Origin of the sequence: Arsenicicoccus bolidensis DSM 15745 (assembly GCF_000426385.1) — a bacterium.
Classification (GTDB): Bacteria; Actinomycetota; Actinomycetes; order Actinomycetales; family Dermatophilaceae; genus Arsenicicoccus; species Arsenicicoccus bolidensis.
Genome location: NZ_AUFG01000004.1, coordinates 117,851 through 140,368, shown reverse-complemented (window position 1 = coordinate 140,368; position 22,518 = coordinate 117,851). Strand labels below are relative to the sequence as shown.

The window sequence follows — 22,518 nt, the reverse complement described above, 5'->3', positions numbered from 1 at the left end:
GTCGGCTCGACCACAGGTGGGCTCCTTGTCGGGTGGGCGGGTCGGCGTCAGTCTAGCCAGCGGAGACGTCCCGTCGACGCAGCGCGAGGGGCCTCGCTCGTCCCTCCCTCGTGTCCTCACGCCGTCGTCGTCACTCCAATCCCTTCGGAGCGACTCCTCGGCGCTCCTCTCCCGATCGGAGCGGCTCCTCGGCGCTCCGGGCCTCGTTCGTCCCTCGCTCGTGTCCTCACGCTCTCGTCGCCACTCCGGCCCCGCTCGTCCCTCGCTCGTGTCCTCACGCTCTCGTCGCCACTCCGGGCCTCGCTCGTCCCTCGCTCGGGTCCTCACGCTCTCGTCGTCACTCCATTCCCTCCGGAGCGACTCCTCGGCGCTCCGGGCCTCGCTCGTCCCTCGCTCGGGTCCTCACGCTCTCGTCGTCACTCCAGCACCTCACCGGTCGTGAGGTTCACTGCCGGCTCCGCCTGCTCCCCCGCCAGCCGGGCGTGCACCACCTGCGCCAGCGCCGGGCCGATGCCCTGCACCTCCTGCAGCTCCTCGGCGCTCGCCCCGCGCAGCCGCTTGACGGAGCCGAAGGTCCGCAGCAGGGCCTTCTTGCGGGCCTCGCCGAGCCCCGGTATGCCGTCCAGCGCGCTCGTCGTCATCGCCTTGGACCGCCGCTGCCGGTGGAAGGTGATCGCGAAGCGGTGGGCCTCGTCGCGCAGCCGCTGCAGGAGGTAGAGCCCCTCGCTCGACCGCGGCAGGATCACGGGGAAGTCCTGGTGCGGGACCCACACCTCCTCGAGCCGCTTGGCCAGCCCCACGAGGGCCACGTCGTCGATGCCGAGCTCGTCGAGGACCCGCTGCGCCGCGTTGACCTGAGGCAGGCCGCCGTCGACCACGACGAGCTGCGGGGCGTAGGCGAAGCGGCGGGGCTTGCCCGTCTCGGGGTCGATCCCCGCGGGCGTGTCGGGGAGCCCGGCCCCTGGGTCCCCGGCCGACTCCGCGGCGGTGCCACCCGCGGCGACCTCCCCCGCAACCTCTGCGGTGGTGCTCCCCTCGGTGAGCGTCTCGCCCTGCGCCTCCGCCTGCGCCAGGTGTCGGCGGAAGCGGCGCATGAGGACCTCGCGCATGGCGGCCGTGTCGTCGACGGTGGCGCCCGACGTCTCGTCCCCCCGCACGATGAACCGGCGGTACTCGCCCTTGCGCGGGAGCCCGTCCTCGAACACGACCATCGACGCCACGACGTTGGTGCCCTGCACGTGCGAGACGTCGTAGCACTCGATCCGCAGGGGGGCCTCGTCGAGCTCGAGGGCGTCCTGCAGCTCCTGCAGCGCCTGGCTGCGGGCCGTGAGGTCACCGGCGCGCGTGACCTTGTGGCGGGCGAGCGCCTGGTCGGCGTTGCGCCGCACCGTCTCCATGAGCTGACGCTTGTCGCCCCGCTGCGGCACGCGGACCTCGACCCGGGCCTGCCGCAGCTCGGTCAGCCACTGCTCGACGGCCTCGGCGTCCTCGGGCAGGACGGGGACGAGCACCTCGCGGGGGACGCCCTCGCTGCTCTCCCCGCCGTAGACCTGCTGCAGCAGCCGCTCCATGAGCAGCGGCAGGGACGCGACGTCCTCGGACTCGCGCTCCACCACCCAGCCGCGCTGGCCGCGGATGCGCCCGCCGCGGACGTAGAAGACCTGGACGGCGGCCTCGAGCTCGTCGTCGGACACCGCGAAGACGTCGGCGTCGGTCGCGTCGCCCAGCACCACCGCTGACTTCTCGAGGGCCTTGGTCATCGCCCCGAGGTTGTCGCGCAGCACGGCGGCGCGCTCGAACTCCAGGGCGGACGACGCGGCCTGCATCTCCCGCTCGACGCGGCGCACGAACCTGGTCGTGCTGCCGGCCATGAACTCGCAGAACTCCTCGGCGATCTCGCGGTGCTCCTGCGGGCTGACCCGGCCGACGCAGGGCGCCGAGCACTTGTCGATGTAGCCGAGCAGGCAGGGCCGTCCGACCTGCGCGGCCCGCTTGAAGACCCCCGAGCTGCACGTCCGCACGGGGAACACCTTGAGGAGCAGGTCGAGGGTCTCGCGGATCGCCCAGGCGTGGCCGTAGGGCCCGAAGTAGCGCGTGCCCTTGCGCTTGGCGCCGCGCATGACCTGGGCCCGGGGGAAGTCCTCGCCCATGGTGACCGCGAGGTAGGGATAGGACTTGTCGTCGCGGTACTTGACGTTGAACCGAGGGTCGAACTCCTTGATCCAGGAGTACTCCAGCTGCAGCGCCTCGACCTCGGTCTTGACGACGGTCCACTCGACCGAGGCCCCGGTCGTCACCATGCGTCGCGTCCGCGGGTGCAACGCACCGATGTCCTGGAAGTAGGAGCTCAGCCGCGACCGCAGGGACTTCGCCTTGCCGACATAGATGACCCGCCCCTCCTTGTCACGGAAGCGGTAGACGCCCGGGTCCACCGGGATCTCCCCCGGGCGGGGTCGGTAGGAGGAAGGATCAGCCACCCGACAACCCTATGTCGCAGCACCGACAGGCCCTCCACGACGACTCCACCACGACCTGCACGACACTGCCGGCGACGACAGCCGCCCGCGCCCGTCATCCGTTCGGCCCAAACGACCCGAGTGGCCTGCGGCTGCGCCCGGGTTTGCCGCAAGCGGTCGCTCTGCGGCGACGAACGGTCACCCGGGACCATGACCCGGCGCTAGCCGGGCGGCATACGGAGGCAAACACAGCCAAACGCACGGGGTGACGCGCCAAGTCACTGGTCACGGGGAGGTCACAGTCACGCTGCGGCTTCGACCGGACCCTGGTAGGACCTGCCCAGCCGCCCTATTGTCAGCCGCACTTGAAGCGGTCGTCGACGATGACGGCGGCTCCCCACACCCTCTGGGAGGAAACGTGCAGCAGCGATCCTGGATGACCCTCGGTGCCACAGCACTGGCGGCGTCCCTCGCACTGTCGGCCTGCGGCTCGCGCGAGGCATCCACGACCAACACCGGCTCCGCGGGCTCCGGCTCGGGCGCCACCAAGACCGCCAAGATCGGCGTCATCGCCCCCGTCTCGGGCGACCTGTCCGCGCTGGGCCTCGGCATCCAGCACTCGGTCGAGCTCGCGGCCAAGAAGGCCAACGACAGCAATGCCGTCCCCGGCTGGAAGTTCGAGGTCGTGACCAAGGACGACGAGGCCAAGCCCGACGTCGCCAAGAACGCCGCGACCGCGATCGCCGCCGACAAGGACGTCCTGGGGGTCGTGGGGACGCTCAACTCCTCGACCTCGCAGTCCGTCCAGCCGGTGCTCTCGACGGCCAAGATCGTCCAGATCTCGCCCGCCAACACCAACCCCTCGCTGACCCGCGGAGCCAAGTTCGCCGACTCCCCGCAGCGGATGTACCCCTCGTACTTCCGCACCTGCACCACCGACTCGGTCCAGGGCCCGTTCGCGGCCAAGTACCTCCTCGACCAGGGCATCAAGCAGGTCGCGACGATCCACGACAAGAAGACCTACGGCCAGGGCCTGGTCGAGGCCTTCACCGCGGAGTTCAAGAAGGGCGGCGGCACAGTCGTGGCCGCCGAGACGATCAACCCGGACGATTCCAACTACGGCCCGGTCATCTCCAAGATCAAGCCGTCGGCCCCCAAGGCCATCTACTACGGCGGTGAGTACCCGCAGGCCGGCCCGCTGTCGCAGCAGGCCAAGTCGGCCGGTCTCGCGGTCCCGGTGATGGGTGGCGACGGCATCTTCGCCGCCGACTTCATCAAGCTGGCCGGCGCCTCGGCCACGGGTGACCTCGCCACCTCGGTCGGCGCCCCGACCGACACCCTCGAGAAGGGCAAGACCTTCCTCGCGGACTACAAGACGGCCGGCTACAAGGAGCCCTCCGAGGCCTACGGCGCGTACTCCTACGACGCGGCGAACGCCATCATCGAGGGCGCCAAGACGGCCCTCAAGGACGCCACGTCGGTCGAGGACGCCCGCGCCAAGATGGCCGACGCGGTCGGCAAGGTCGCGATCGACGGCGTGACCGGCAAGGTCGAGTTCGACGAGTACGGCGACACCAAGACGCGCACCCTGACGGCGTACAAGGTCGAGGCCGGCAAGTGGGTCGCCGCCAAGACCGGCACCGCCTGATCGGGAGATCGCCTGACGAGCTCCATCGGAGGCGGGGAGGCCAACCCTCCCCGCCTCCAACCCCTGTCATCACTCGATCGAAGGTGCCCGCATGCATTTCCTGCAGTACCTGGTGGACGGAGTGACCCTCGGTTCCCTCTACGCCCTGATCGCCGTCGGCTACACCGTCGTCTACGGCATCGTCCAGCTCATCAACTTCGCGCACGGCGAGGTCTTCATGATCGGCGCGTTCGGCGCCATGTCGACCTACCTGCTGCTGTTCAAGGGCCAGACCTCGATCTGGATCCTGCCCGTCCTGATCATCGGCGCCATCCTCGCCTCGGTCCTGACGGCCGTCCTGATGGAGCGCGTGGCCTACCGGCCGCTGCGCAACGCACCCCGGCTCGCCCCGCTCATCACCGCCATCGGCATCTCGGTCCTCCTCCAGGAGGCCGTCCGCCTCTTCTACGACCGGCCCGGGCTCTTCGTCGACTGGAACCCGCTCGAGTTCCCCAGCGCCAAGTCCAAGATCTCGTTCCCGCAGATCGAGGGCGTGACCGGCGCGGCCTGGAGCCTCGGCGGCGTCAGCCTCGCCCGTCCCGCCCTGTTCACGATCGCGTCGCTGCTGGTGTCCGCGGCCTTCCTGTGGTGGTTCGTCAACCGCACCCGGACGGGCCGCGGCATGCAGGCCGTGTCCCAGGACCCTGACACGGCCCGCCTCATGGGCGTCGACGTCGACCGCATCATCGTCGTGTCCTTCGCGCTCGGCGCGGCCCTGGCGGCCATCGCCGGCGTCGCGCAGGGCCTGCAGGACGGCACCATCGGCTTCCGCATGGGCTTCCTCTACGGCCTCAAGGCGTTCACCGCCGCCGTGCTGGGAGGCATCGGCAACATCCAGGGCGCCGTCGTGGGTGGGATCGCCCTCGGCATCGTCGAGGCCTTCGCCACCAACCTGTTCCCCTCCGACTGGAAGGACGTGTGGGCCTTCGGGCTCCTCATCGTGTTCCTCGTCTTCCGCCCCCAGGGCATCATGGGCGCTCGGGTGGTGGACCGGGCATGAGCACCGTCACCTCTCCCTCGGGCGACGCCCGTATGTCGCGACGCGGGGCCGCCGCCACTCCGGCGGACCTCGAGCCCCGACTGACCCGTGCGTGGATCGTCGGCATCGTCGGGTCCCTCCTGCTGATCGCCAGCGCCTTCCTGCCCTGGACCTACGACGCGTCCCTGCTGGGCAACGTGACCCTCGTCGGCTACCCCGCGCCCGTGCAGCTGATGGCCGTCGCCCTCGGACTGCTCGCGCTCTTCATGACGCTGGTCCGCAAGGGGCCCCTGGCACGCCTGGGCCGGCGCCTCGGCTCGCCGTCGGGGCTGAAGCGCCTCGGCATCGGCGCCCTGGTGTTCATGCTGCTGGTGCTCGTCGGTGTCGCCACCTCCGACCCGGCCCTGATCGCCGCCGCCGACCCCGGCCTGTGGATCGGCGTGGTGGGTGCCGCCCTGATCGCCGCCGCCGGCTTCCTGCTGCCGGTGCACAAGGCTCGGGCCGAGCCGCACCAGCGCTTCGCCGGCTGGGTCGAGATCCTGATCATCGTGGCGCTCGTCGCGCTGGTGCTCTTCGGCGCCGCCTACGGCCTCGGCATCGAGGACGCCTGGGTGTTCGTGCTGTTCCTGACCTTCGTCTTCGCGGCCGGAGCGGGGCTGTCCGGCGGCGGGTTCTTCGACTGGCTGTCGGTCGTCGCGGCGCACCACAGCCGGGTCCTGCTCCTGGCGACCTTCATGGCGGCGTTCGCCTTCCCGTTCACGCAGGGCGGGTCCAACGCCAACATGTCCATCGCGACCCAGGTCATCATCTTCGCCGCCACGGCGATCGGCCTGAACATCGTGGTGGGTCTGGCCGGGCTGCTCGACCTGGGCTACATCGCCTTCCTCGGCGCCGGTGCCTACGTCGCGGCGATGCTGTCGGAGTCGACCTTCGCCACGATCGGGTGGCACCCGCCGTTCCTGGTCGTCGTCCTGATCGGCGCGTGCTTCTCGGCCGTCATGGGCCTGATCATCGGTGCGCCGACCCTGCGGGTGTCGGGTGACTACCTGGCCATCGTCACGCTGGCGTTCGGCGAGATCTTCCGCCTGGCGATGAACAACCTCGACGGCACCCACGGGCCCAACCTCACGCGCGGGCCCAACGGCATCCCCGCCATCCCCGACCTGGAGTTCTTCGGCTTCAACTTCGGGACCACGCACAACATCTTCGGCGTGGACATCCCACGGTTCGCCAACTACTACTTCTTGCTGCTGCTGCTGATCGGCCTGATCACCCTCGTGTTCAGCCGTCTCAACGACAGCCGCATCGGACGTGGGTGGATCGCGATCCGCGAGGACGAGAAGGCCGCCGAGGCCATGGGCGTCAACGTGTTCGGGCTCAAGCTGCTGGCCTTCGCCGGCGGCGCGTTCCTGGCCGGCCTCGCGGGCACGGTCAAGGCCCACCACGACCAGTCCGTCACCCCGGACCAGTACCAGTTCCTCGAGTCGGCCTTCCTGCTCGCCGCCGTCGTCCTCGGCGGCATGGGGACCATCGGCGGCGTCCTGCTCGGTGCCGTGGTGCTCAAGCTGCTGCCCGAGAAGCTCCGGTTCTTCAGCGAGTACCGCCTCCTGATGTTCGGGCTCCTGCTCGTGCTGATGATGCGCTTCCGGCCCGAGGGCCTGGTCGCCAACAAGCGTCGGCAGCTGGAGTTCCACGAGGAGGACGAAGAGCTGGCCGACGAGGTCCAGCACGTTCACGTGGAGAAGGTGTCATGAGCACGCGAGTCGACGAGCGCCCGGGCGACCAGCCCTCGGGCGCGCCCACCCCCGGCGGTGCCGTCCTGCTGGAGGCCCGCGGCGTCACCATGCGCTTCGGTGGCCTCACGGCCGTCAACCAGGTCGACATGGTCGTCCACGAGGGCGAGATCATGGGTCTCATCGGCCCCAACGGTGCCGGCAAGACGACCTTCTTCAACTGCCTGACCGGGCTCTACAAGCCCACCGAGGGCCGGGTCGCGCTGTCGGGCAAGGAGATTCCGCCGAAGCCCGGCCTGGTCGTCAAGGAGGGGATGGCCCGCACCTTCCAGAACATCCGCCTCTTCGGCAACATGACCGCCCTCGAGAACGTCATGGTGGGTCGGTTCTGCCGCACCTCGGCGGGCCCGTTCACCTCCATCGTGCGGGGCCCGAAGTACCGCCGCGAGGAGCGCGAGACCCGCGAGCGGGCCCAGGAGCTGCTGGAGTTCGTGGGACTGGGCGGCTCGGCCGAGCTGCTGGCCCGCAACCTGCCGTATGGCGACCAGCGCCGCCTCGAGATCGCCCGGGCCCTGGCCACGGACCCCAAGGTGGTGCTGCTCGACGAGCCGACGGCCGGCATGAACCCGCGCGAGACCGAGCAGGCGCAGCAGCTCATCTTCCGGATCCGTGACAACGGGATGGCGGTCGTGGTCATCGAGCACGACATGCGCTTCATCTTCACCCTCTGCGACCGGGTGCTCTGCCTGGTCCGCGGCGAGGCGCTGGTCGAGGGCGCGCCCTCGGTGGTCCAGTCCGACCCGCGGGTCATCGAGGCCTACATCGGGAGCCCGGACACGGACGAGTCCGACGCCGAGATCGACGCCGAGATCGGCAACGAGCTCCACGCCGACAAGGAGGAGGGCCGATGAGCATGCTCGAGGTCAAGGACCTGCGGGTCGCCTACGGCAAGATCGAGGCCGTCAAGGGCATCTCGTTCGACGTCGAGGAGGGTCAGGTCGTCTCGCTGATCGGCACCAACGGCGCCGGCAAGACGACCACGCTGCGGACCATCTCCGGGCTGCTGCGACCCGCCCGCGGCTCGATCTCCTTCGAGGGCAAGCGGATCGACGACGTCCCGGCGCACAAGATCGTCACGCTGGGCCTGGCCCAGTCGCCGGAGGGTCGCCGCATCTTCCCCCGCATGACGGTCGAGGAGAACCTCATGCTCGGCGCCTTCGCCCGCAGGGACGGCTCCCCCGCGGTCAAGCAGGACCTGGAGGCGGCCTTCGAGCTGTTCCCGATCCTGCGGGAGCGCCGCGCCCAGCCGGCCGGGACCTTCTCCGGCGGTGAGCAGCAGATGCTGGCGATGGGACGCGCGATGATGTCCCGCCCCCGCCTGATGCTGCTCGACGAGCCGTCGATGGGGCTGTCGCCGCTCATGATGAAGAAGATCATGTCGACGGTCCAGACCCTCAAGGCCCAGGGCACGACCATCCTGCTGGTCGAGCAGAACGCCAACGCAGCGCTCAAGATCTCCGACGTCGGCTACGTCCTCGAGGTCGGCAAGATCGTCCTGCGCGGCACCGGCCAGGAGCTCCTGACCTCCGACGAGGTGCGCAAGGCCTACCTCGGCGAGGAGTGACCGCTCCGTCGCCCTGACGGTGGGCCCTGACGGTGGGCTCCGACTCCGCATCGCCCGGGGTTCGGGGCCCACCGTCGTGCCGTCACCCCGCGGCCGCCGCCTCGAGCGCGGCCACGTCGAGGCGCACCATGGTCATCATGGCCGCGTTGACCCGCGACACCACCTGCGGGTCGGGCGAGGAGAACAGCTCGAAGAGCCGTCGCGGCACGACCTGCCAGCTGAACCCGAACCGGTCCTTCAGCCAGCCGCACTGCGACTCCTGCCCGCCCACGAGCAGCGCCTCCCAGACGCGATCGACCTCGGCCTGGTCCTCGCAGACGACCTGGAGGGAGACGCACTCGCTGAAGGGGAACTGAGGCCCGCCGTTGAGCCCGGCATACGGCCTGCCGTCGAGCTCGAACTCCACCACCATGACCGACCCCGGCTCCCCCTTGTCAACGTCCTGGGGATAGGGGATGTCGGTGAGGATGCGTGAGTTGGGGATGACGGACGTCCACAGCCGGGCGGCGTCCACCGCGTCGCCGTCGAACCAGAAGACCGGGGTGACTCCTTGCACGGCGGTGCCCCTCTCGTCGCGTGCCCGACCGTATGCCGGTGCGCCCTCCCCCAGTCTGGACCCGGGCCATCGCGCGCGGAACCCGCTCGACCCTTGCGGTACCGGTCCGGTCGGGCGTAACGTACAACCATTCTGTTGTATATCTGAGGAGAAGCCGTGCGCCCCATCATCGTCACCGCGTTCATGTCCCTCGACGGTGTCATGGAGGCCCCGGGTGGCGAGCCCGGTCACCGCAGCAGCGGCTGGACCTTCAAGGACATCGAGCTCGACCCCGCCGCCTACGAGCTCAAGGGGCGCGAGCAGGAGGAGGCCGGCGCCCTGCTCGTCGGTCGCACGAGCTACGAGGCGTTCGCCCCGGTGTGGCCGTCCATGACCGAGGAGTTCCCCGGCTACAACGTGATGCCGCGCTACGTCGTGTCCACGACGCTAGAGCAGGAGGACCCCCGCTGGCCCGCCACGATCCTGCGCTCGCTCGACGAGGTGGCCGCCCTCAAGGAGTCCGACGGCGGCCCGATCATCGTCCACGGCAGCGCGACCCTCGGGCACGGCCTCGCCGACGCCGGCCTGGTCGACCGCTACCACCTGCTGGTGTTCCCGGTCCTCCTCGGCGCGGGCAAGCGGCTGTTCAGCGACGCCGACAAGGACAAGCAGCCCCTCGAGGTCGTGGAGTCCCAGACCTATCGGAACGGGATCACCAAGATCGTCGCCGACGTCCGGCGCTGACCCGTGGCCCCCCTGACGCAGGCACCTGCGGGCGCGGCCTCCGCCGGCGCAGCCACGGACCGTGTCCTGCGCGCGCTGGCCGACAGCACCCGCCGCGACATCGTGAGCCGCACCCTCGCCGCTCCCTGCTCGGTCTCGGAGCTGGCCCGCGACTACCCCATGAGCTTCGCCGCCGTCCAGAAGCACGTGGCGACGCTGCAGTCGGCCGGCCTGGTCACCAAGACCCGGCGAGGGCGGGAGCAGCTCGTCAGCGCCGACGTGCAGACGCTCAGGACCGCCAGGGCGGCGCTGGAGGCGCTCGAGGAGACCTGGCGCGGCAGGATCGACCGGATGGGCGAGATCCTCGCCCAGGACGCACACGCTCAGCACGCCCCTCACGACAGCAAGGAGTCGTCATGACCGTCACCGACATCACCAAGGACCTGCAGGCGCGCACCATCACGGTGACCGCGTCCTTCGACGCGCCCGTCGACGCCGTGTGGGACCTGTATGCCGACCCCCGCAAGCTGGAGCGCTGGTGGGGCCCGCCGAGCCACCCCACGACCGTCACGGAGCACTCGCTCGTCCCTGGAGGGGCCGTGCGCTACGTCATGACCGGACCGGAGGGCGAGAAGCACCACGGCTACTGGTCGGTGCGCGAGGTGGAGCAACCGCAGCTCCTCGTCGTCGAGGACGGCTTCGCGGACGCCGAGGGCAACCCGTCCAGCGCTCTGCCGACCTCTTCGATGCGCATCGCGCTCGCGGAGGAGTCGGGGCGCACGACGCTGACGGCCGTGACGACCTTCGCCAGCCAGGAGGGCCTGCAGCAGGTCCTCGACATGGGGGTCGAGGAGGGCACGCGCCAGGCCATGGGCCAGATGGACGACGTGCTCGCGGGGTGACGGCGCTCACCGCAGCGCAGCGGCATAGGACCTCACCCTCCGCAGCTCGGCCAGACGGGCCTCCCAGGTCACGCCGAGCGCGACGAGGACCGCGCCACCGACGGCCAGCGGCAGCCACGGCGGCAGCAGGCTGACGACCGGTGCGCACAGGGCCAGGGCGAGAGCCCCCGCGGCCAGGGCGCCGACGTAGAGGTGGGCCGCCCTCCGGCGAGCAGCGCCGATCGCGGTGAGGGCCACGGCGGCCACGATGCCGACCAGCGCCCGCACGGACGTCGTGTTGTCCACCCCCATCATCGTCGTGGGCGCGAGAGCCACCACCAGGGCAGGGAGGGCCGGCATCGACGGGGTGCGGAGCGTGAGCGTCTGCGGGAGCGACCAGGCGCCGAGGCAGCACGCGGCGGCCAGCGTGTAGGCCTCCGGCGTCGTGACGTCGGCCCTCGCCAGCAGCAGCCAGCAGGCCACGAGCAGCTGACCGGTCGCCACCATGCCCAGGGCCCGCCGCCGCCGCACGACGGACCAGACGGCGCAGCCCACCGCGCCGACCAGCAGCACCGCCACCAGCTGCTCGGTGTCACCTCGGCTCAGGGCCAGCGCTGCTCCCCACCAGACGATGGCGGAGGGATCGGGGGCGGAGCGTCGGGCGTGGAGCGCTCCGCCCGCCACGACGACCGCCGCCACGACAGCGGCACCGACAGACGGGATCCATCCGGTGTCCCACCCTGTGTCCCACCCGGTGGCCCAGCCGCTCGCGGCGGCGCTGTGCGCGCACCAGGGCACGACGAGCGCCGCGAGGACCGGGGTCGCCGGGCGGAGCCCGACGAGGCGCGGCAGATCGACGCGCCCGCCACGGAACGCGCCGGAGACGACGACGATCACGGTCAGCGCCAGGGCCGACGCGGGCCAGGTCCAGACCAGCGAGCCCGGCTCGGGGACGGGACGCGCGGCCCGCCAGAGCCCGACCGCGAGACCCGGCGCGACGGCGCTCGCGGCGACGGTCAACCCCGGCGCCATCGCGAGCAGGGTGCGTCCGTCACCCGTCAGTCGCATCACGGCCGCCCCGGTCAGACCGACCGCCGCGACCACGGCCAGCGACGTCCAGGCACTCCCCGCGAGCGAGAGATGCCGTGCGGCGGACAGCCACCATCCGGCGAGCACGATGCCGGCCGCCACATCGAGGGCCAGACCGACCCTGGCCCAGCCGGGCACCGTGGACCGGCCGGGCACCATGGACCGGCCGGGCACCATGAACCGGCCGACCGGTGTGGCTCGGCCGGCCTCGGTGCGCGCACCCGCCAGCAGCACGAGCGCCAGCCAGGGCAGCGTCCATCCGACCAGCAGGGCGGCGCCGGTGACGCGCTCGGACCGCATCGCGTCGACGGCCTCCCCCATCGTGCCGAACGAGACCAGGACGAGGACGAGGATCGCGGCCCCGACGGTGGCCGGTGACCGCCGCAGGAGCACGGGTCGCCGCACCAGCGCGGCCACCACCACGGGGATGCCGACGACCGCCAGTGCTCCGAGCCACGGCGCGTGCCCGTGCACCTGCTCCGACAGCAGCAGCCCCAGGCCACCCAGCCCGAGCGCACCGGCCGCGTCGGCGCTGCGCCACTGGAACCCGTGCGTCAGACCCCGGCCCAGGACCCACCAGCCCACCAGGCACAGCGCGGCGAACCCGACAGCCAGGACGATCCGTGGCTCCGACGCCCGGGGTGCGGCGACGGCCACACCGATGAGGTGGAAGCCGGTGGCCAGCGCACCTGCGGTCTCGGCCGATCCGGGCAGCCCCCGGCGACGCAGGACACCCGCGGCCCCAGCTGCGCTCACCGCGAGCGCCAGCATGACGACCAGGCGGGCCTGCCACGGCAGGAGCATCCAGGTGACCAGGGCGAAGACGCTGCCTGCCCCCAGCAGGCACAGTGCCCCCACCAGCAGGAGGGTGCTGCGCACGGTGGTGTGACCGACGGGCTCCGAGCCCGGAGCGAGGTCGCCCTGCCTGGCGGGAGCTGCCTGGGCCAGGCCCGTGGGAGCCGTGTGCGCGGAAGCAGCCGCCTGAGCCGACGCGGTCGCCTGAGCCGAAACGGTCGCCTGACCCGACGTGGCCGCGTGGGCGGAGGGCGCCGCGGACCCGACGTGCTCGTCCGCGCAGAAGGCGGTCGGGTCGGCGATGAGGGCGCCTCGGGTGCGGTCCGCCTCCGTGAGGAGCCACGCGAGCCGGCCCACGGTCGGGTGGGTCAGCCGCAGGCGGCACCCGGGACACCGGGTGACGGAGGTGGGGAGGTCGGCGCTGCAGACGGGGCAGGACTGGGGGTCGAAGAACCTGGCCATGAAGCACATGCTGGCCAGGACCCGACGCCCCGCCCAGAGTATGCCTACCCAGGTGACCCCCAGCCTCGTACCGACGCGGCGCGGAGGATCAGGCGGAGCGCGGGGCTGCGGCCTTGCGCGGTGCTGTCGTCGTGGCGGCGGCCTTCTTGGCGGTTGCTTTGCCCCTGGTCGTGGAGGCCGCCTTGCCGGAGGTCGTTGACGCGGCCTTCTTCGCGGCGGCCTGGGCGGCCTTGGCTGCCTTCTTGGCCGCACCCTTGACCGGCCGCTCCACCGGCGCCGCCATGGAGACGTCGGACCGCTCGGTGGTCTTGGCCAGCACCGGCCCGAGGAAGCGACCGGTGTAGGAGCCCGGCACCTCGGCGACCTGCTCGGGCGTGCCGGTCGCGACGACCGTGCCACCACGGTTGCCGCCCTCGGGCCCCATGTCGACGATCCAGTCGGCGTTCTTGATGACGTCGAGGTTGTGCTCGATCACCAGGACCGTGTTGCCCTTGTCGACCAGCCCCTGCAGCACCAGCAGGAGCTTGCGGATGTCCTCGAAGTGCAGACCCGTGGTCGGCTCGTCGAGGACGTAAATGGTGCGGCCCGAGGAGCGCTTCTGCAGCTCCGCGGCCAGCTTGACGCGCTGCGCCTCGCCGCCCGACAGCGTGGTGGCCGGCTGCCCGAGGCGGACATAGCCGAGGCCCACCTCGACCAGGGTCTTGAGGTGGCGGGAGATCGCCGGCACGGCCTCGAAGAAGGTGGACGCCTCCTCGATGGGCATGTCCAGCACGTCGGCGATCGTCTTGCCCTTGTAGTGCACCTCGAGCGTCTCGCGGTTGTAGCGGGCGCCGTGGCACACCTCGCAGGGGACGTAGACGTCCGGGAGGAAGTTCATCTCGATCTTGATGGTGCCGTCGCCGTTGCAGTTGTCGCAGCGACCGCCCTTGACGTTGAACGAGAACCGTCCCGGCTGGTAGCCGCGGATCTTGGCCTCGGTGGTCTGCGCGAAGAGCTTGCGCATGTGGTCGAACACCCCGGTGTAGGTCGCCGGGTTGGAGCGCGGCGTGCGGCCGATCGGCGACTGGTCCACGTGGACGACCTTGTCGAGGTGCTCCAGACCCGTCACCGTGCGGTGCCGCCCGGGCACCTGACGGGCACCGTTGAGCTTGTTGGCGAGCACGGTGTAGAGGATGTCGTTGACCAGGGTCGACTTGCCCGAGCCGGACACGCCGGTCACCGCGACGAGGTTGCCCAGCGGGAAGGACACGTCCACGCCGTGCAGGTTGTGCTCCTTGGCGCCGACGACGGACACCTCGCGTCCCGGCTCCTGCGGGCGGCGGACGGCCGGCATGGGGATCTCGCGACGGCCCGACAGGTAGCGCCCGGTGAGGGACTCGTCGTTGGTGAGCAGGTCGGCCACCGACCCGCTGTGGACGACGTGCCCGCCGTGCTCGCCGGCGCCCGGGCCGATGTCGACGACCCAGTCCGCGGTGGCGATGGTGTCCTCGTCGTGCTCGACGACGATCAGCGTGTTGCCGAGGTCCCGCAACCGGGTCAGCGTCTCGATCAGCCGGTGGTTGTCCCGCTGGTGCAGGCCGATGGAGGGCTCGTCGAGGACGTAGAGCACACCCACCAGCCCGGACCCGATCTGCGTCGCGAGGCGGATCCGCTGCGCCTCGCCGCCGGACAGCGTGCCGGCCGGACGGTCCAGCGAGAGGTAGTCGAGGCCGACGTCGAGCAGGAAGCCGAGCCGCGCGTGGATCTCCTTGATCACCCGCTCGGCGATCTGCTGCTCGCGGGCCGTGAGCTCCACGTCGCGCAGGAAGGCCGCGCACTCGTCGATGGACAGGGCGCACACCTCGGCGATGGACCTGCCACCGAGGAGGATCGATAGGATCTCGGGCTTGAGGCGCGCCCCGTTGCAGGCCGGGCACGGGATCTCGCGCATGTAGCCCTCGTAGCGCTCGCGCGACCACTCGGACTCCGTCTCGGCGTGCCGCCGCCGCACGAAGGGCACCACGCCCTCGAAGCCGGTGGTGTAGGACCGGTCCCGGCCGTAGCGGTTGCGGTACTTGACGTGGACCTTGTAGTCCTGCCCGTGCAGCAGCGCCTCCTTGGCCCGCTCGGGCAGGGATCGCCAGGGCGCGTCCAGGCTGAACGACAGGTCCTTGGCCAGCGCGTCGATGACGCGCAGGAAGTAGTCCTGGGCCCCGGAGCCCTGGGCCCACGGGGCGATGGCGCCGTCGCGGATGCTCAGCTCGTCGTCGGGGATCAGCAGGTCCGGGTCCACCTCGAGCTCGGTGCCCAGCCCGGTGCACTTGGGGCAGGCGCCGAACGGTGAGTTGAACGAGAAGGACCGCGGCTCCACCTCGTCGATCGACAGGGGGTGGTTGTTGGGGCAGGCCATCTTCTCGGAGAACCGCCGCTGCTGCGGGAGGGCCTGGCCGTCGTCGTCGACGTCGCCGGCCTTGACGTCGACGAAGTCCACGATCAGGATCCCGCCCGTGAGCCGCAGCGCCGTCTCGACGGAGTCCGTGAGACGCCGCTTGCTGGTGCTGTCGTCACCCTTGGCGACGAGGCGGTCGACCACCACCTCGATGGTGTGCTTGCGCTGCTTCTCCAGCGTCGGCGGCTCGGTCAAGGACACGGTCTCGCCGTCCACCCGCGCGCGGGAGAAGCCCTTGGTCTGCAGCTCGGCGAACAGGTCCACGAACTCGCCCTTGCGGCCCTGGACCACCGGCGCGAGCACCTGGAAGCGCGTGCGCTCGGGCAGGGCGAGCAGCTGGTCGACGATCTGCTGCGGGCTCTGGCGGCCGACGGGCTCGCCGCACACGGGGCAGTGCGGGTGCCCGGCGCGGGCGAACAGCAGCCGGAGGTAGTCGTAGACCTCGGTGATGGTCCCCACCGTCGAGCGCGGGTTGCGGTTGGTCGACTTCTGGTCGATCGAGACCGCCGGGGACAGTCCCTCGATGAAGTCGACGTCGGGCTTGTCCATCTGGCCGAGGAACTGGCGGGCGTAGGCGGACAGGCTCTCGACGTAGCGACGCTGGCCCTCGGCGAAGATCGTGTCGAACGCCAGCGACGACTTGCCCGAGCCCGACAGCCCGGTGAAGACCACCAGGGAGTCGCGGGGCAGGTCGACCGAGACGTTGCGGAGGTTGTGCTCGCGCGCTCCACGGACGATCAGGCGGTCGTGGGCGCGGCGAGGGGCGACAGAAGCATCAGGCACGTCCGCAATGCTAGGTGCCACCACCGACATACCCCCTCCCTGACACCGCGGCACCTCGCCCCGGGCGATCGCGCGCTGGCAGGCACCTCTCCCCCGGCTCGTCTAGTCTTGTCCGTATGACGGACGCCCCGGCCCAGCAGCACGCCGCCGACCTCGCGCTGCTGCGGGTGGAGTCGGCGCGCCTCGTCGCCACCGTCGAGGCGCTGGGCGCGGACGGCATACGGCACCCGTCGCTGTGCGAGGGCTGGAGCCGGGCCCACGTGATCAGCCACGTCAGCCGCAACGCGCGGGCGATGCTCAACCTCGTGGCGACCGTCGAGGGCGACCCGACGCCGATGTACCCCTCGCGCGAGGAGCGGGACGCCGACATCGAGCGGGGCGCGGCGTCGTCGTACGACGACCTGCTCACCGAGCTGCGCGACACCTCCCAGCAGATCGTCGACGCCCTCGCGGCCATGCCCGAGGCCGCGCTGACCCAGACCGCCCAGGCCGGCAACGACCCCGCGGCCATGACCAGGCTGGCGGGTGCCGACCTCCCCGGTCACCGGCTCCGCGAGGTCGTGTGGCACCACGTCGACCTCGACGCGGGCCACACCTTCGCGGACGCCCCGCCCCAGGCCGTGCGGCGCTGGTTCGACGAGGCCGTCGCGGACCTGCGGGCCGACGCGCGCTGCCCGTCGATGACCTTGCGCACCGACGAGCGCGACGTCGTCGCCGTCGGTGACGGCCGCCCCACCGTCAGCGGGCCTCGGGCGGGCCTGCTCCTGTGGCTCGTCCGTGGACGACCCGACCAGATCGTTGCTCCCTCCCCCGACCAGCTCCCCGACCTCACACCCATGGAGGACCTTCCGTGACCTACACCGGCGACGTCGCCCCCGGCGGCCCCAGCGACGTGCGCGAGCTGCCGCACCTGACCATCCGCAAGGCCGCGGTGTCGTCCATGCACAACAACGTCTACCTGCTCACCGACCGGGCGACCGGCCGGCAGCTGCTGGTCGACGCCGCCGACGACGCCGGCCGGATCACCGCCCTGGTGGCCGAGGGCACGGGCCGGCTGGACCTGCTCGTCACGACCCACCAGCACTGGGACCACACGCGGGCGCTCAAGGACGTCGTGGAGGACACCGGCGTCGAGACCGCCGCCTCCGCGGCGGACGGCGCGGCGCTGCCGGTCCGCCCCGACCGCGAGCTCGCGCACGGTGACACGATCACCCTCGGCGAGAGCACCCTCAGGGTCATCGAGCTGCGCGGCCACACGCCCGGCGGGATCGCCCTCGCCTACGACGACCCCGAGGGCGACTCGCACCTGTTCACGGGCGACAGCCTGTTCCCCGGTGGCGTCGGCAACACCAAGAACCCCGGCCAGTCCTTCGACCAGCTCATCGACGACGTCGAGGCCCGCATCTTCGAGGAGTACGACGACGCGGACTGGGTCTATCCCGGCCACGGCGGCGACACCACCCTGGGCGCGGAGCGTCCCAACCTCGACGAGTGGCGCGCCCGCCGCTGGTGACGGCCGGCCGGCCCCACCCCGCGGTGGGACCTGCCCGGTCCAGCCGTTAGGTTTGGCGCCGTCCTCGGTGTTCGACGGAGAATCTCTCAAGGAAGTGTCCTCATGCGCGCGCTCGTCAAGCCCCACGCCGGTCCCGGTCTCGAGCTGAGAGAGGTCCCTGAGCCCCAGGTCGGTCCGGGCGAGGTCAAGATCCGGGTCCTGCGGGCCGGTCTGTGCGGCACGGACCTGCACCTCGAGCAGTGGGACGACTGGGCGGCGTCGATGGTCCGCCCACCCATGACCCTGGGGCACGAGTTCTACGGCGAGATCGTCGACATCGCCGACGACGTCGTGACGGCCCACGGGTCGGGCAACCTCCAGGTCGGCCAGCGCTGCTCGGTCGAGGGCCACGTCGTGTGCGGGATGTGCCGCAACTGCCGCGCCGGGCGGCGACACATGTGCCTCCACACCAGCAGCATCGGCGTCAACCGCGACGGTGCGTTCGCCGACCACGTGGTCGTCCCGGCCACCAACGTCTGGGTGCAGCCCGACGACATCGACCCCGAGCTGGGTGCGCTGTTCGACCCCTTCGGCAACGCCACGCACACGGCCCTGCAGTTCCCCATGGTCGGGGAGGACGTGGTCATCACCGGCGCCGGACCCATCGGGGTGATGGCCGCGGCGATCGCCCGGCACGCCGGCGCCCGCCACGTCGTGGTGACCGACCTCAGCGACTTCCGCCTCGGGCTGGCCTCCGGGGCCGGGGCGACGCGAGTGGTCAACGTCGGTCGCGAGTCCCTGAGCGACGTGCAGCGCGAGCTCGGCATGACCGAGGGCTTCGACCTCGGCATGGAGATGTCCGGCGCCCCCGCCGCGATGAAGGCCATGATCGACAACTGCAACTTCGGCGCCAAGATCTCGATGCTGGGCCTGCCCAAGGAGGGCTTCCCCGTCGACTGGGGCACCGTCATCACGCACATGCTCACGATCAAGGGCATCTACGGCCGCGAGATGTTCGAGACGTGGTACCACATGACCTTCATGCTGCAGACGAGCGCCGCCCTGCGCGACGCCGTGCGGTCGGTCATCACCCACCGCGTCGGGCTGGAGCAGTGGCCCGAGGCCTGGGCGGCGGCCCGCTCGGGCGAGTGCGGCAAGGTCGTCCTCGAGATCGCCGACTGACCCTCGCGCGCCGTCCGTCCCGGCCGGACCCGCCCCCGACCCGAGCTGCTGCCCGATCCCTCACGCACCCAAGGAGACCCGATGTACGGAACGACGAAGGACGAGCTCGCCACCACCCTGCAGGAGATCAAGGACGCGGGTCTGTGGAAGTCCGAGCGGCAGCTGACCAGCCCCCAGTCGGCGCACGTCACCACCAACCGCGCAGAGGCCCTCAACTTCTGCGCCAACAACTACCTGGGGCTGGCCGACCACCCCGAGGTGGAGCGGGCCGCCGCGGAGGCGTTGCGCGAGTGGGGCTTTGGGATGGCCAGCGTCCGGTTCATCTGCGGCACCCAGAGCCAGCACAAGGACCTGGAGGCCGCGCTGTCCGACTTCCTGGGGACGGAGGACACGATCCTCTACAGCTCGTGCTTCGACGCCAACGGCGGTGTGTTCGAGGTGCTCTTCGGCGCCGAGGACGCCATCATCAGCGACGAGCTCAACCACGCCTCCCTCATCGACGGCATCCGCCTGTCCAAGGCCCGTCGGTTCCGCTACAAGAACGCCGACATGGCCGACCTGCGCACCCAGCTGGAGACCGCCCGCGACCAGGATGCGCGGCGGGTCGTCGTCGTCACCGACGGCGTGTTCTCCATGGACGGCTACCTCGCCCCCCTGCGCGACATCTGCGACCTGGCCGAGGAGTTCGGGGCGATGGTCATGGTCGACGACTCGCACGCCGTCGGCTTCGTGGGCGACGGCGGTCGTGGCACCCCCGAGCACTTCGGCGTGATGGACCGGGTCGACATCTTGTCGGGCACCCTCGGCAAGGCCCTCGGCGGCGCCTCGGGCGGCTACATCAGCGCGCACCAGGAGATCGTCGACCTCCTGCGCCAGCGGTCGCGCCCCTACCTCTTCTCCAACGCCGTGGCGCCCTCGGTCGTGGCGGGGTCGCTCAAGGCCCTCGAGATCGCCCGCGACTCCGCCGAGCCCCGCAAGGTGCTGCAGCGCAACGCCGAGCTCTTCCGCCGGCTGATGACGGAGGCGGGCTTCGAGCTGCTGCCGGGCGAGCACGCCATCATCCCCGTGATGTTCCCCGGCGAGGACGGCGCCCGCGAGGCGGGCCAGGTGGCGGACGCCATGCTCAAGCGAGGTGTCTACGTCATCCCGTTCAGCTATCCGGTGGTGCCGCAGGGACGCGCCCGCATCCGGGTGCAGCTGTCGGCGGCGCACTCGGAGGACGACGTGCGCTCCTGCGTCGAGGCCTTCGTCGCGGCCCGCGAGGAGATCGGCGTCAGGCCGGCTGCTCCGCAGGGGTGAGCCAGCCGAGCACGGCCTCGCCGACGGCGGCCAGCGCCGGCAGCACGCTCACCGAGTAGTCCTGCCCGTAGCGCTCGTCGTACATCCCCGTGGCTGTCACCGCCACCGCGGCCCAGGCCCCACCGGCCTCGATCAGGGCGACGTCGTGGCGGACGCCCGGCAGGTCTCCGGGCTTGGACCCGCGCACCACCCCGTCGGGCAGCAGCGCGGTCACGCCGTAGGCGTGCTGCTGCTCCGACAGCAGGGCGAGCGCCAGCCGGGTCTGCTGCTCCCCGAGCGCCTCGCCGGATCGCAGGACCGCTAGCAGCCCCGCCTGATCGGTCGCCGTCGTCGTGTTGTCCCGGCCCTCCCTGGCCGATCCGTCGTCCATCAGGTCACGCCGGACGTGGGTGTGCCGGAGCCCGAGCTCCACACCGCACCGGGTGACCCGGTCGTGCCCCAGCAGCCGCAGCAGCAGGTTGGCCGCGTCGTTGTCGGACAGCGTCACCATGAGGCGCAGCAGCTCGACCACCGACAGCTCGGCCACCGACGGCAGGAGGCTGAGCGCCCCCGCCCCGCCTACGCGCGCCTCGGGGATCTCGAGGGTCTGGTCGAGGCTCAGCCGGCCCGCCTCGACCTCGCGCAGCGTCGCCACCAGCACGAGCACCTTGACCAGGCTGGCGGCCGGCACCTCGCGGTCGGAGTCCCAGCCGGCGACGACCCCCGCCGGGCCGACCACCTGGATGCTCAGCCTCCCGGGGGCGTGACGGACGATGTCCTTGAGGTCGCGCTGGAGGGTCTGGCTCGCGTCGATCGGCTGCATGCAGGCAGTATGACGCGGGTGACCGCACTCCACCTCGTCCGCACCGACGTGGCCGACGTCTGGACCCGTCCGCAGCAGGCCGACCTGGACGAGTACGCCGACCAGGCCGACCTGGACGAGCAGGACTCAGCCCGAGCCACCCAGGTCGTCCGTGCCGAGCCCGTCCTCGTGACGGGGCGGGACGCCGGCTGGGCTCACGTCGTGGCGCCCTGGCAGCCCAGCAGCCTCGACCCTCGTGGTTATCCCGGCTGGGTGCGGGTCGCCGACGTCGCGCCGGACCCGGTCCTGGTCCTGCCGCAGCCCCCGAGGCCCGCGATCCCCTGGAGCGGCGAGGCCCTCCTGGAGGAGGCCCGGGCGCACCTGGGCACGGCATACGTCTGGGGTGGGACCTCCCCCGGTGCGCTGGACTGCTCCGGCCTGGTCCACCTGGCCGCGCGCAGCCTCGGCGTCGTGGTCCCCCGCGACGCCCACGACCAGCAGGCCGTCACGACGCCCGTGGCCCTCGGGGCGGAGACTGCCGGTGACCTCTACTTCTTCGCGCGGGCGGACGAGCCGGCGCACCACGTCGGCCTGGTCGTGCGCCCCGGCGTCATGCTGCACGCACCTCAGCGCGGCGCCGTGGTCGTGGAGGAAGGGCTCGACGACGACCGCCGCGCGACCCTCACCGCCGTCGGACGCCTGGAGGCTGCCGTATGACGACCCCCACCCGCCGCAGCACTCCCCTGCTCCTCGTGCTCGCCGCCATCGTCTCCGTGCAGTTCGGCGGCGCCCTGGCCGCCCTGCTGGTGCCGGTGATCGGGCCCATCGCCACCGTGGCCCTGCGACTCGGCCTCGCCGTCCTGATCCTGCTGGTCGTCGCCCGCCCCCGGCTTCGTGGCCACAGCCGACGGGCCTGGTGGGCCGTCCTCGCGTTCGGCGTGAGCCTGGCGCTGATGAACTCCACCTTCTACGCCTCCCTCGAGCGCCTCCCCATCGGCGTCGCGGTCACCATCGAGTTCGTCGGTCCGCTGGCGCTGTCCGCGGCGCTGTCACGGCGCTGGACGGACTCGGTGGCCGTCCTGGCCGCGCTGGGTGGGGTGGCCCTGATCTCCGGTGCCCTCACCGTGCCGTGGGCGGAGCTGGACCACGTCGGGATCGCGTTCGCGGCGTCCGCCGGAGCGTTCTGGGCGGCCTACATCGTCTGCAGCCAACGGGTGGGCCGGCACTTCGAGCAGCTGGAGGGATTGACGCTCGCGATGGTCGTGGCCTCCGTGCTCGTCATCCCGGTCGGTGTCGCGACCGTGGACCTCTCGCGGGTGACGGCGACGATCGTCGCCGCCGGCGTCGGCATCGCCCTGCTGTCGAGCGTGATCCCCTACTCCTTCGAGCTGCTCGCGCTTCGTCACCTGGACGCCCGGGTGTTCGGGGTGCTCCTGTCGCTCGAGCCGGCCACCGCCGCGCTCGCCGGGTTCCTGGTGCTGCACCAGACCCTCGACGGCCTCCAGCTGGTGGGCATGACGCTCGTGGTCGTCGCGAGCGCGATCGTCATGGGCACGAGCAGGCCCCGGGCCGCCGACATCGGCTGACCC

The 22,518-nt window shown here is 71.5% G+C and carries 19 protein-coding genes; 14 read left to right on the top strand and 5 right to left on the bottom strand.

Features of this window, described 5'->3' with window-relative positions; all coding sequences use genetic code 11:
* Nucleotides 1-416: 416 nt before the first annotated feature.
* Entirely contained in the window at nt 417-2,477 is a 2,061-nt protein-coding gene (gene uvrC / locus K313_RS0103825) for an excinuclease ABC subunit UvrC (protein WP_029210503.1), read from the bottom strand.
* Nucleotides 2,478-2,874: 397 nt separating this feature from the next.
* Here uvrC and K313_RS0103820 point away from each other — a divergent pair, with 397 nt between their 5' ends.
* The 5 genes from K313_RS0103820 (at nt 2,875) to K313_RS0103800 (ending at nt 8,479) form a co-directional block, all read left to right on the top strand.
* Nucleotides 2,875-4,104, top strand: a complete 1,230-nt coding sequence (locus K313_RS0103820) for a branched-chain amino acid ABC transporter substrate-binding protein (RefSeq protein ID WP_029210502.1) — start codon at nt 2,875-2,877, stop codon at nt 4,102-4,104.
* A gap of 91 nt (nt 4,105-4,195) precedes the next feature.
* Entirely contained in the window at nt 4,196-5,143 is a 948-nt protein-coding gene (locus K313_RS0103815) for a branched-chain amino acid ABC transporter permease (protein ID WP_029210501.1), read from the top strand.
* Complete coding sequence (locus K313_RS0103810) at nt 5,140-6,876, top strand: branched-chain amino acid ABC transporter permease (protein WP_029210500.1); 1,737 nt, start codon at nt 5,140-5,142, stop codon at nt 6,874-6,876. Before K313_RS0103815 ends, K313_RS0103810 begins: the two co-directional genes overlap by 4 nt.
* Nucleotides 6,873-7,766, top strand: coding sequence for an ABC transporter ATP-binding protein (locus K313_RS0103805; RefSeq protein ID WP_029210499.1), 894 nt, complete (start codon nt 6,873-6,875; stop codon nt 7,764-7,766). Before K313_RS0103810 ends, K313_RS0103805 begins: the two co-directional genes overlap by 4 nt.
* 2 nt (nt 7,767-7,768) lie before the next feature.
* Nucleotides 7,769-8,479 carry an ABC transporter ATP-binding protein gene (locus K313_RS0103800; protein WP_240483928.1) on the top strand — a complete coding sequence of 237 codons (711 nt, stop codon included), beginning with the start codon at nt 7,769-7,771 and terminating at the stop codon, nt 8,477-8,479.
* Between the two features lie 82 nt (nt 8,480-8,561).
* Here K313_RS0103800 and K313_RS0103795 read toward each other — a convergent pair whose 3' ends face one another.
* Nucleotides 8,562-9,035, bottom strand: coding sequence for a VOC family protein (locus tag K313_RS0103795; protein ID WP_029210497.1), 474 nt, complete (start codon nt 9,033-9,035; stop codon nt 8,562-8,564).
* A gap of 156 nt (nt 9,036-9,191) precedes the next feature.
* Between K313_RS0103795 and K313_RS0103790 the strand changes: the two genes are divergently transcribed.
* From K313_RS0103790 to K313_RS0103780, 3 genes are read left to right on the top strand one after another with little or no spacing between them, the layout of a single operon-like run.
* A complete protein-coding gene (locus K313_RS0103790) occupies nt 9,192-9,758 on the top strand; it encodes a dihydrofolate reductase family protein (protein WP_029210496.1) in 567 nt (188 codons plus the stop codon).
* A 3-nt stretch (nt 9,759-9,761) separates the two neighbouring features.
* Nucleotides 9,762-10,157, top strand: coding sequence for an ArsR/SmtB family transcription factor (locus K313_RS0103785; protein WP_029210495.1), 396 nt, complete (start codon nt 9,762-9,764; stop codon nt 10,155-10,157).
* Entirely contained in the window at nt 10,154-10,639 is a 486-nt protein-coding gene (locus tag K313_RS0103780; protein ID WP_029210494.1) for an SRPBCC family protein, read from the top strand. The genes K313_RS0103785 and K313_RS0103780 overlap by 4 nt, the downstream gene beginning before the upstream one ends.
* A 6-nt stretch (nt 10,640-10,645) precedes the next feature.
* Here the strand turns inward: K313_RS0103780 and K313_RS19925 are convergent, their stop codons facing one another.
* The gene (locus K313_RS19925; protein WP_034251493.1) at nt 10,646-12,964 is read right to left on the bottom strand and encodes an SCO7613 C-terminal domain-containing membrane protein; all 2,319 of its coding nucleotides are present in this window, start codon (nt 12,962-12,964) and stop codon (nt 10,646-10,648) included.
* An 88-nt stretch (nt 12,965-13,052) separates the two neighbouring features.
* Nucleotides 13,053-16,205, bottom strand: coding sequence for an excinuclease ABC subunit UvrA (uvrA, locus tag K313_RS0103765; protein ID WP_051273985.1), 3,153 nt, complete (start codon nt 16,203-16,205; stop codon nt 13,053-13,055).
* An 86-nt stretch (nt 16,206-16,291) separates the two neighbouring features.
* Here uvrA and K313_RS0103760 point away from each other — a divergent pair, with 86 nt between their 5' ends.
* The 4 genes from K313_RS0103760 (at nt 16,292) to K313_RS0103745 (ending at nt 20,148) form a co-directional block, all read left to right on the top strand.
* Entirely contained in the window at nt 16,292-17,029 is a 738-nt protein-coding gene (locus K313_RS0103760; protein WP_029210490.1) for a maleylpyruvate isomerase family mycothiol-dependent enzyme, read from the top strand.
* Nucleotides 17,026-17,688 carry an MBL fold metallo-hydrolase gene (locus K313_RS0103755; protein ID WP_029210489.1) on the top strand — a complete coding sequence of 221 codons (663 nt, stop codon included), beginning with the start codon at nt 17,026-17,028 and terminating at the stop codon, nt 17,686-17,688. The genes K313_RS0103760 and K313_RS0103755 overlap by 4 nt, the downstream gene beginning before the upstream one ends.
* A 102-nt stretch (nt 17,689-17,790) precedes the next feature.
* Entirely contained in the window at nt 17,791-18,849 is a 1,059-nt protein-coding gene (gene tdh / locus K313_RS0103750) for an L-threonine 3-dehydrogenase (protein ID WP_029210488.1), read from the top strand.
* Between the two features lie 81 nt (nt 18,850-18,930).
* Nucleotides 18,931-20,148: a glycine C-acetyltransferase gene (locus tag K313_RS0103745; protein WP_029210487.1), complete on the top strand. Its 1,218-nt coding sequence runs from the start codon at nt 18,931-18,933 to the stop codon at nt 20,146-20,148.
* On the opposite strand, the gene K313_RS19920 is transcribed toward K313_RS0103745, so the two are convergent.
* Entirely contained in the window at nt 20,123-20,950 is an 828-nt protein-coding gene (locus K313_RS19920; RefSeq protein ID WP_019286054.1) for a serine hydrolase, read from the bottom strand. The genes K313_RS0103745 and K313_RS19920 overlap by 26 nt on opposite strands.
* Before the next feature lie 18 nt (nt 20,951-20,968).
* On the opposite strand from K313_RS19920, the gene K313_RS22040 reads away from it, so the two are divergent.
* Nucleotides 20,969-21,646 carry a C40 family peptidase gene (locus tag K313_RS22040; protein WP_205621802.1) on the top strand — a complete coding sequence of 226 codons (678 nt, stop codon included), beginning with the start codon at nt 20,969-20,971 and terminating at the stop codon, nt 21,644-21,646.
* Nucleotides 21,643-22,515: an EamA family transporter gene (locus K313_RS0103730; protein WP_029210485.1), complete on the top strand. Its 873-nt coding sequence runs from the start codon at nt 21,643-21,645 to the stop codon at nt 22,513-22,515. Before K313_RS22040 ends, K313_RS0103730 begins: the two co-directional genes overlap by 4 nt.
* The last annotated feature ends 3 nt before the right edge of the window (nt 22,516-22,518 follow it).

Excerpts from the sequence above, each read along its gene's own strand:
- K313_RS0103745 (WP_029210487.1), top strand. The coding sequence starts at position 18,931 with ATGTACGGAACGACGAAGGACGAGCTCGCCACCACCCTGCAGGAGATC.
- K313_RS0103760 (WP_029210490.1), top strand. The coding sequence starts at position 16,292 with ATGACGGACGCCCCGGCCCAGCAGCACGCCGCCGACCTCGCGCTGCTG.
- K313_RS0103810 (WP_029210500.1), top strand. The coding sequence starts at position 5,140 with ATGAGCACCGTCACCTCTCCCTCGGGCGACGCCCGTATGTCGCGACGC.
- K313_RS0103805 (WP_029210499.1), top strand. The coding sequence starts at position 6,873 with ATGAGCACGCGAGTCGACGAGCGCCCGGGCGACCAGCCCTCGGGCGCG.
- K313_RS0103730 (WP_029210485.1), top strand. The coding sequence starts at position 21,643 with ATGACGACCCCCACCCGCCGCAGCACTCCCCTGCTCCTCGTGCTCGCC.
- K313_RS0103780 (WP_029210494.1), top strand. The coding sequence starts at position 10,154 with ATGACCGTCACCGACATCACCAAGGACCTGCAGGCGCGCACCATCACG.
- K313_RS0103800 (WP_240483928.1), top strand. The coding sequence starts at position 7,769 with ATGCTCGAGGTCAAGGACCTGCGGGTCGCCTACGGCAAGATCGAGGCC.
- K313_RS19920 (WP_019286054.1), bottom strand. The coding sequence starts at position 20,950 with ATGCAGCCGATCGACGCGAGCCAGACCCTCCAGCGCGACCTCAAGGAC.
- K313_RS19925 (WP_034251493.1), bottom strand. The coding sequence starts at position 12,964 with ATGGCCAGGTTCTTCGACCCCCAGTCCTGCCCCGTCTGCAGCGCCGAC.
- K313_RS0103815 (WP_029210501.1), top strand. The coding sequence starts at position 4,196 with ATGCATTTCCTGCAGTACCTGGTGGACGGAGTGACCCTCGGTTCCCTC.
- tdh (WP_029210488.1), top strand. The coding sequence starts at position 17,791 with ATGCGCGCGCTCGTCAAGCCCCACGCCGGTCCCGGTCTCGAGCTGAGA.
- uvrA (WP_051273985.1), bottom strand. The coding sequence starts at position 16,205 with ATGTCGGTGGTGGCACCTAGCATTGCGGACGTGCCTGATGCTTCTGTC.